5 protein-coding genes and 4 pseudogenes are annotated in these 8,774 nt (G+C 36.7%); 4 read left to right on the top strand and 5 right to left on the bottom strand.

Going from position 1 to position 8,774, the window contains the following annotated elements:
* Nucleotides 1-688 precede the first annotated feature (688 nt).
* Entirely contained in the window at nucleotides 689-1,003 is a 315-nt protein-coding gene (locus tag ARSQ2_RS08660) for a type III secretion system chaperone family protein (RefSeq protein WP_181995047.1), read from the bottom strand.
* A gap of 351 nt (nucleotides 1,004-1,354) precedes the next feature.
* Between ARSQ2_RS08660 and ARSQ2_RS08655 the strand changes: the two are divergent.
* Nucleotides 1,355-2,357: pseudogene (locus ARSQ2_RS08655) on the top strand (tRNA/rRNA methyltransferase).
* Nucleotides 2,358-2,442: 85 nt separating this feature from the next.
* Here the strand turns inward: ARSQ2_RS08655 and emrB are convergent.
* The 4 genes and pseudogenes from emrB to ARSQ2_RS08635 form a co-directional block, all read right to left on the bottom strand.
* Entirely contained in the window at nucleotides 2,443-3,984 is a 1,542-nt protein-coding gene (gene emrB, locus ARSQ2_RS08650; protein ID WP_181995046.1) for a multidrug efflux MFS transporter permease subunit EmrB, read from the bottom strand.
* A 12-nt stretch (nucleotides 3,985-3,996) separates the two neighbouring features.
* Entirely contained in the window at nucleotides 3,997-5,163 is a 1,167-nt protein-coding gene (gene emrA / locus ARSQ2_RS08645) for a multidrug efflux MFS transporter periplasmic adaptor subunit EmrA (protein WP_181995045.1), read from the bottom strand.
* 149 nt (nucleotides 5,164-5,312) lie between these two features.
* Nucleotides 5,313-5,796 (bottom strand): annotated as a pseudogene (gene mprA, locus ARSQ2_RS08640) (transcriptional repressor MprA).
* Nucleotides 5,797-6,324: 528 nt separating this feature from the next.
* Nucleotides 6,325-6,684: pseudogene (locus ARSQ2_RS08635) on the bottom strand (glycine betaine ABC transporter substrate-binding protein); the annotation flags it as partial.
* On the opposite strand from ARSQ2_RS08635, the gene ARSQ2_RS08630 reads away from it, so the two are divergent.
* The 3 genes and pseudogenes from ARSQ2_RS08630 to kdpB all read left to right on the top strand — a co-directional run.
* Nucleotides 6,631-6,813, top strand: a complete 183-nt coding sequence (locus ARSQ2_RS08630) for a hypothetical protein (protein WP_181995044.1) — start codon at nucleotides 6,631-6,633, stop codon at nucleotides 6,811-6,813. The pseudogene ARSQ2_RS08635 and the gene ARSQ2_RS08630 sit on opposite strands and share 54 nt — an antisense overlap.
* 470 nt (nucleotides 6,814-7,283) lie before the next feature.
* The gene (locus tag ARSQ2_RS08625) at nucleotides 7,284-7,415 is read left to right on the top strand and encodes a helix-turn-helix domain-containing protein (protein ID WP_181995043.1); all 132 of its coding nucleotides are present in this window, start codon (nucleotides 7,284-7,286) and stop codon (nucleotides 7,413-7,415) included.
* Nucleotides 7,416-7,512: 97 nt separating this feature from the next.
* Nucleotides 7,513-8,677, top strand: a pseudogene (kdpB, locus tag ARSQ2_RS08620) (potassium-transporting ATPase subunit KdpB); the annotation flags it as partial.
* Nucleotides 8,678-8,774 lie beyond the last annotated feature (97 nt).

The following is an 8,774-nucleotide window of genomic DNA, read 5'->3' as shown; positions in this document are numbered from 1 at the left end:
CTCAAGCCTTCTTCTTCCATCGTAAATATCACTTTACGTCTAAAATCAATTGAATAGCTCATATAAATAATGTCATCAAAATTAAGTCGCTTAGCTATATGGAGAATATTTCCTGTAGTATAATTAGTGCCATCTATTGCGCCGGCTAATAATGCTCCGCCAAAATTCATTATGGTACCCGCAGGATCACCAATTTGGGCTCAACCTACCGATGATCTGGCAAAAGCAGAGGTATTTGACCTGAGACCATTTTAACATCAGTGCTATCTTGCGCATACTGTCTGGCTTTCCAGCTGGGTATATCTGCGCCATGAGTTCCCATACTACCGTTTATATTATAAACTGCTCTGTCAAACGATTGATGGCAATTCTGCGTCTGCTCAGACAGCAGCTGTCGAGTTTGGTTTAATTGCTGAGGAGTGTGGCTTGGTTTGGAAGTAGCGCTTGATTAACGCCGGCAATAAAATCATTCAATATCTTCATTTTTCCCTCTAGTTAAGTATTTAATCGCAGATCTTAAAATTAGTTATATATATTTAAACTTTTCGCTAAAAACTTATTCAATATGCTTAAGTAATGGCAATAGATTGCTATTTTTACTAGCAAGTAAGTTTATTGTGGCAAATTTATTATGTTATTATCTTTAGCATTAATTCAGAAAATTGAACAAAGTCATCGAACCTACCGATTAAATTTTTTCAGAAAAAACAATATCTCTAAGTCCTTGCCAAATAACTAGCTGTTTATCATCACTGATTGCTAATACTGCTTGATAGAGCTGGTGGCTTATTAAATTATATTTCATTAAATCAATAATTTTTTCTTGACTGATATTTTGTAAAATCGTGCACGTAACTAATCTACCTACAGGGTATTCAATCAATCTAACGGAAAATTTCTCATCTACTCTGATAGAAAAATCAATTTGGTTAAAATTTACCGGCGATTTCAGTCCAATATTTTCATACAGTAATATTAATTGAGGCGCAAATTCGTCTCTCATATATTTATCTCTTTCAAATAATACAAATTAGATGGTTTAATTATTCAATGAATAAAAATCAATCATGATCAGGTGTAGACCTGAAATATTTCAAATTATGTCCAAATACACATTGGTAGCTAAAAATAAGGTAACTTAGGCGTGATTAAATGATTAAATAGTTAACAACATGTCAGGTAAATATCTTTTATGCTTGAATTGGCTAAAAATCCTTCTAAACAATCTAAATTTAATCATCTTGTGTTAATGCATAAGCTTTCTATCTTGTGCTAATGATAAAGTACAAAAAGTCAGTAGCGTTAGATCCTAACATCATGTAATCTGCCTGGCATAACCTGGCTGGAGGCACTCATGAACGATTCATATAGCGGTAAAAACGGTAAAGTAAAAGTGAGGTATGTTCGTAATAGCGAAAACAACACAAATAATGATCGACGAAAGAATAAACATCTTTCTGCTAAAAATAGAAAATCGTCATCACGCCGTAGTGATCGTAATAATGAACGTTTAACTGATGATCCCTGGAAAGTGGTTTCTCAACGGAAAGAACCTATTACTAGCCATAGTGGTATCAGTGGTAAAAGCCAGGTTGATCCCGAACAAATTCGTCGTCAGCGTTTAGAAGAGACGCTTATTTACGGCGAATATGCCTGCCAAGCAACGTTTAAATATCGCCCGGAAGCAATTGTTCGCGCCTGGTTTGTTCAGTCCATTACCCCACATTTTCGCGAAGCCCTTAAGTGGATAGCGGCAAAACCGTAAAGCCTATCATGTGGTTAGTGAAGAAGAGCTAGTAAAAGCTTCTGGTACTAAGCATCATGGTGGTATTTATTTCTTAATTAAAAAACGGATCGGATTTGACGCTGAAGCCTATCTAGCCCAGTCGACTAACATTGATTGTGTATTAGCTATTGAGGATATTGGCAATCCACATAATTTAGGGGCGATTGTGCGTAGTGGCGCTCATTTCGGCGTACAAGGTATTATTCTCCATGATGTTGCAGCGATGGAGTCAGGCTCCGCAGTTAGAACCGCAGCAGGTGGCGCCGAGTACATTAAAAGCATCCAATCGGATAATTTTTCTGCCACACTGAAAAAATTCCATCATGCAGGCTATACCATTGTTACGACATCTAGTCATAAAGGTAATAGTAATATTGATATTGCCAAAGCTGAGTTACCGGAAAAAATGTTACTACTATTGGGGAAGGAAAGTAATGGGTTAACTAAAAATGCTTCGCAGGAAGACAGTATAAACCTTTGTATTGCTGGTACCGGTCAGCTGGAAAGTTTAAACGTTTCGGTCGCTGCCGGTATTATATTGGCCAAATGGTGGCAACAAAATAAAATTTAGTCATATTTTATTGAGATAGTTAGTATAAAGCTATCTCAATAACTATCATTCCTGTTATCTAGCCTATTTTTTATCAGTTTCGCTATTAATGTGCGCCGCCACTGCTTTGGCTATCGCCGGCAGTGAAAGGGGGTTTTGCCAACCAAAGTAAAACTAAAAGGGCAATAAAAACGCCTGCTGATAACCAAAAAATTTCATTGGCTGAGATAATTAATCCTTGATCAGTAATCATTTTTGCTAGATAAGCGGATGACTGTTGCTCATTTAATCCTAATGCGGACAATTTTGCATAGAATTGTTGCGACTCTGGATTATAGGGGGTAATAATTTCAGTAAAGTGGGCATGATGCATAGCTTCCCTTTTTGTCCATAAAGTGGTTGTCATAGATGTTCCTATCGCTCCGGCAAGTGTCCGGGAAAAATTTGATAGACTGGATGCTGAGGCGAGCTTTTCAGCTGGTAAACCAGATAAAGTAATAGTGGTCAGTGGCATGAAAAAGCAAGCAATAGCTAATCCTTGCACGAATTGTGGCCATGCCGCAGCGGAAAAATCCATCGACGGCTCAAATGTCCATGCTCGCCAATAATAGCAGACGGCGTAAACAATAAAGCTGAAAGTAACGATAACACGCATATCAATTTTATGGCTATATCGCCCGATCAATGGCGTTATTAATAGTGGTAAAATCCCGACTGGTGCTGAGGCTAAACCCGCCCATGTTGCCCTATAACCAAACACTTCCTGTAATAACTGTGGTAGTAATACAATAGTACCAAAGTAGAGCATATAAGCCAGACTGAGTGACAAACAGCCAATAGTGAAATTACGCTCCTTGAACAGGGAAAGATCAATAACAGGGTTATTATCTGTCAGTTCCCAAATAATTAGGAAGCTCAATGCAATTACTGCGGTTATTGCCAGTAAAATAATTTCTGTTGAATTAAACCAATCTACCTCTTTACCTCGATCAAGCATAATTTGTAATGCACCGATACCAACGATCAGTAATGTTAATCCAATGCTATCAATTGGCTTTATCTCAGTTGAGGTTTCACGATCAGCGAGTGTTTGCATAATAATGAAAATAATCGCAATACCGAATGGAACATTAATAAAAAAAATCCATCCCCAGTGATAGTTATCACTAATATAGCCACCTAAAATCGGCCCGCAAATGGGGGCAATAACAATTGTTATTGACCAAAGTGCAAGCGCCATATTACGTTTAAGAGGAGGGTAATTATTAAGCAGCAGGCTTTGTGACAAAGGAATAAGCGGACCTGCCACCATTCCTTGTAAGATGCGAAAGAAGATCAATGTTTCTAAACTGCCAGCAATACCACATAGCCATGAGGTTAGGGTGAATAGCGCGGTTGACGAAAGAAAAAGTTTAACTTCGCCAATGTGTTTAGCCCACCAACCTGTGATGGGGATCGAAATTGCATTAGCTACGCCAAAGGAGGTGATCACCCAGGTACCTTGTGAATTAGAAGCACCTAAATTACCAGCAATAGTTGGGATTGCAACATTAGCAATGGTAGAATCTAAAACCTGCATAAAGGTAGCTAGTGATAGCGCGAATGTCATCCATGCCAGTTTTGTACCTTGTAAGGGCTCTTTCGCCACGATGAGCTCCTTTTATTTTGATCCTGAATTATTATCAATAATATCGGTAACTAGTCGATCGACAGGAGCCATATTAATTTTAAACGCATTAGTATGATAAGCTGGGTTATAGCGAGTTTTTCGTGAAAGTATTGGGCCATTTTTGTCACTTGTATCGACGGTAACGTCACTGGAAAGTCCGATCCGCAAAGGGTATTTTTTTAATTGTTCTTTATCAATGGTTACACGAACAGGTAAGCGTTGCACAATTTTTATCCAGTTACCGCTTGCATTTTGGGCCGGTAATAGTGAAAACGTGCTACCTGTTCCCATATCTAAGCCTTCAACACGTCCTTGATAAATAATGTTTTTACCATAAAAATCGGTAGTGATTTTTGCTGGTTGACCGATACGAATATCGGCAAGTTGAGTTTCTTTAAAATTTGCGTCAATCCACATATTGTCAGTTGGTACTACTGCCATAAGCGGTGTTGCCGGGGTGATACGAGCGCCAACTTGAACACTACGACGTGAAACATAGCCATCAACAGGGGTAACAATTTGTGTCCGTTCTAATGTTAGCCAAGCGTTACGAAGTTCAGTAGCGGCTTGTAAAACTGTAGGTTGTTTATCTAGTGGAGTATCTAACACGATAGCTTGGTTAGCATTAAACTGCTCAACAGCCACATCGAGGGCGGCTTTAGCTCTGATTACGGCCTCACGAGCATGTTGTAATTCTTCTTTAGCAATAACTTTTGATTGGCCAAGTATTTCGCGACGTTGAAGATCTTGCTGTAATTTATTCAGTTCAGAACGACGAAGAGAGATATTGGCTTGATACTGTCGGCTATTAATCATATGTTGATGAGTTTGTCTAACGCTGTTAGCTAAGTTAGTTTTTGCTTTTTCCAATTCTAAAATAGCATCTCTGGGATCAAGTTTAACCAGCACTGTGCCACTTTTTACAAAATCAGTATTTTCAACATTAACGGTAATAACGCTGCCAGGTACTTGAGACATTATCTGAATTTGATTGGCTGCAATGTACGCATTATCAGTACTTTGATGGTGTCGGAGCACTAAAAACCAATAAATTCGACATATTAGTGCAATAATGATAAAGAAAATGCTAACTAGTACAATTATAGTTCGGCGTTTTTGGGTTTTAGTCGCTGTTAATTGTTGTTCATTAACGCCCATGTTGTATTAAACTCCATATTATTCATTTTACTAACGTTTAATCTACGCTTAATAAGCGAAAGTTTCGAGTAGCTTATAATTATAACATTAAAAACAGTATGGTTATTATTAATAATTTTTTATGATTTTGGATGGTTTTGGGGTAATCATCAACATACTGTTTGATTGTCAAGGTCATCAAGTTTAACTAATAACTTTCTCATCAATTTTTCGATAGTATTTTTTTAGAAAGTTTGAACCCTCTTCGGTTAAATGGAGATATAAGCATCGGCGATCATTGTGGCTTTCTTTGCGTTCAATCCATTTTCGATTTTCCAATTCATCTGCAATGCGCGTTGCATTTGTTCTCGAGGAGCCTAAAGCATCGCTAAGTTCAGACGGTTGAATACTATGTGTTGTTTGGGTGTCGAGAATGATTAATGCCATAAATAAAGTTTCATTAATTACTTGTTTTTTAAGCATATTATTTCTATTTTCTAACAATTTCCCTTGCACATGGATACATAAACGCGTTAGCAAAATTTGCTGATAGGGTAGCGAAATAGTTGATTTTTGTTGTTGCTGTTTGCGTTCATTAAGTAATTGCTCTATGGGAAAAAATGAAGTTTCTTTTTGTGTTTGTGCGCGTTCCATTATTTATATACCTTATTAGTTTCAGTCGGTAAGATAGCAATTGTCATAATCAATCTAAATGGTATATCAAAAACTAAAATTATCAATTATAGTTATTTATTATCGCGAAATTTATTTTGCTATTGGTATTTAATTGATAAATATTTTAAATGTTAATATAAAAAAATAGATTTTAAAATAGATTTAAATAATCTATAACTTCTTATTTGCAAAATAACTTCATTATCTAATTAATAAAAATAAATATCATTTTCAATAAATTATATACATTTAATATTAATTAATTGTTTTGTTATAACATTAATGTTAAATTAAACATAAATAAATTAAAATAAACAATGGTTAATCTAAACTAGCTATCGACTTGATTGTTAGATGATAAGTCAAAAATTAATTTCCTTATTCATTAAAATAAAGGCGAATGTCTTTATTGCCATTAAGTTGCCATATAATATAAAAAAGGCTAAAAAGATAACATTCAGTCTATTTATAGAAAATCACATAAAATGTGTAATGACAGAATTTTTACTAGTTAGTTTTTAAAGCAATCTTTATCCAGTTATTAAAAAGTTCTTGATGAGCTTTTATCCAACCTTGAACATGACGTTCAATGTCAGCTTACGAAGCTTCACCATTATGCATACGCAAATTTTGGGCATTAATATCTGTAATTGGAATTTCCATAATGGCAAATAGTTTTGCCGCCGCAGGATTTTTTGCTGCCCAAATTTTATTGGCGACGATAGGCATTGTACTAGGTGGAAAACCATAATTTTTACCATTTGGTAACGTGGTATCACTTTTATGATCATTTTGTAGTGAAGAAAAAGGAACTTGCAACCAAACAACGTCTTTACGCGGTTTAAGCATGGCGTTGACCCAATAAGGTGCCTAGGTATAGCTAAGCGGCTTAATTTTGATGACATTATTTATATGAGGTATTCAATTTATTTTAGACGTAAAGTGATATTTACGATGGAAGAAGAAGGGTTGAGTATCCGAGAAACAGCGAAGTAATTTCGGTTTGGCTCTGCATCTGTATCGAGTTGGATTAATCAAATAGAGCCAAAAGCATCGACTACGCGTCAGCGAAATCAAATAAATCGAGTTGATAAAGATGTTGAACAATATCAGATGCCTCAAAAAAAAAGCGTGCAAGAGCGTTTGGCGTTTGTCAGAAGGCCATTTGGCAAATAAAAAATGGGATTGAACTATAAACTCTACGTCATCCGAAAGCCGACGAAACACTCGAAAACATTTCCAACGAAACAACAATTATGAAAGAGGCAAAGCATGTTTTATTGATGAAGTGGTTTTCACGATACCGCGGACTCAGGGCTATTCCCCGAAAGGTCAACGGTGTGTTGGTCTCAGAACTGGGGAGCTAAGGAAAACATGTTATCGGCGCTTTGTGGAGCTGTATTTGCTATCAGTTATTCGATATCAATATTATAGCTAAGCGACTTAATTTTGATGACATTATTTATATGAGCTATTCAATTTATTTTAGACGTAAAGTGATATTTACGATGGAAGAAGAAGGGTTGAGTATCCGAGAAACAGCGAAGCAATTTCGGATTGGCTTTGCATCTGTATCGCGTTGGATTAATCAAATATAGCTAAGCGTCTTAATTTTGATTACAAAAATATATGTTTTTCTCCAATATAAATTTACTGATATAGATTAATTACTTGTAATCATTTTAAAGTCGCCTAGCTATAGAAGCTGCCGGTGATGTCGATGTCTTATTGCTCGATAAAACAGGTACTATTACCTTAGGTAATCGCCAAGCGTTTAAATTCTTACCCCTTAAAGGTGTTTCAGAGCAACAACTGGCTGATGCTGCCCAACTATCGTCACTGGCTGATAAAACAGCAGAAAGACGTAGCATTGTTATCTTAGCTAAGCAATTGTTTAATTTACGTGAACGTGATCTACAGGCATTAAATGCCACTTTTGTTCCCTTTTCTGCCATGACACGTATGAGTGGCGTAAATGTGGATGATCGAGTGATCAGAAAAGGCTCAGCCGATTCTATTCGTCGTTATTTGGAAACCAGTCATGCCAGAGTCCAAGCTGAAACAGAAAAATTAGTCGAAGAAGTTGCCCATAAAGGGGAAACACCATTAGTTATTGTTGAGAATCAACAAATTCTTGGGGTTGTCGCCTTAAAAGATATTATAAAAGGACGCATCAAAGAACGTTTTGCTGAAATGCGCTGGATGGGAATTAAAACCGTGATGATCACCGCTGATAACCATTTGACGGCCGCAGCCATTGCCGCTGAAGCCGGTGTTGATGATTTCCTGGCCGAGGCAACCCCTGAAGCTAAACTGGCATTGATCCGCCAATATCAGGCAGATGGAAGCCTGGTTTCTATGACAGGTGAGGGTGAGGGTACTAATGATGCGACAGCTCTGGCACAAGCTGACGTTGCTGTTGCCATGAATTCTGGCACTCAAGCAGCAAAAGAAGCCGGTAATATGGTCGATCTTGACTCAAATCCGACTAAGCTTATCGAAGTCGTTCATGTTGGTAAGCAGATGTTGATGACCAAAGGCTCTCTTTCAACCTTTAGTATTGCTAATGATATTGAAAAATATTTTTTGATTATTCCTACCGCTTTTTCAGCGACCTATCCTCAGCTTAATATATTAAATATCATGCAATTACACTCGCCTTCTTCAGCGATCCTGTCAGCAGTTATTTTTAATGCATTAATTATTGTTGCCCTGATCCCATTAGCGCTAAAAGACGTTAGTTACCATCCGATGAGTGCAATAGCATTACTACGCCCTAATTTATGGATTAAATGGTTTAGTTATACCATTTATTGGTATCAAGCTGATTGATCTATTGCTTAGCCTGTTTATCTACTAATAAGGTATTGAATATGAATGTGTTACGTTCTTCATTTGTGTTATTTATTTTTCTAACTATCACAACCGGAATTCTTTATCCATTTTTTATTACTGGT

Origin of the sequence: Arsenophonus endosymbiont of Bemisia tabaci Q2 (genome assembly GCF_902713415.1) — a bacterium.
Lineage (GTDB): Bacteria > Pseudomonadota > Gammaproteobacteria > Enterobacterales > Enterobacteriaceae > Arsenophonus.
The sequence above is the reverse complement of the archived record's forward strand: the minus strand, read 5'-3'. Positions and strand labels throughout refer to the sequence as shown.

What these genes read in the sequence shown, in the direction of transcription:
- ARSQ2_RS08625 (WP_181995043.1), top strand. Translation starts at nt 7,284, where the DNA reads ATGAGCTATTCAATTTATTTTAGACGTAAAGTGATATTTACGATGGAA.
- emrA (WP_181995045.1), bottom strand. Translation starts at nt 5,163, where the DNA reads ATGGGCGTTAATGAACAACAATTAACAGCGACTAAAACCCAAAAACGC.
- ARSQ2_RS08660 (WP_181995047.1), bottom strand. Translation starts at nt 1,003, where the DNA reads ATGAGAGACGAATTTGCGCCTCAATTAATATTACTGTATGAAAATATT.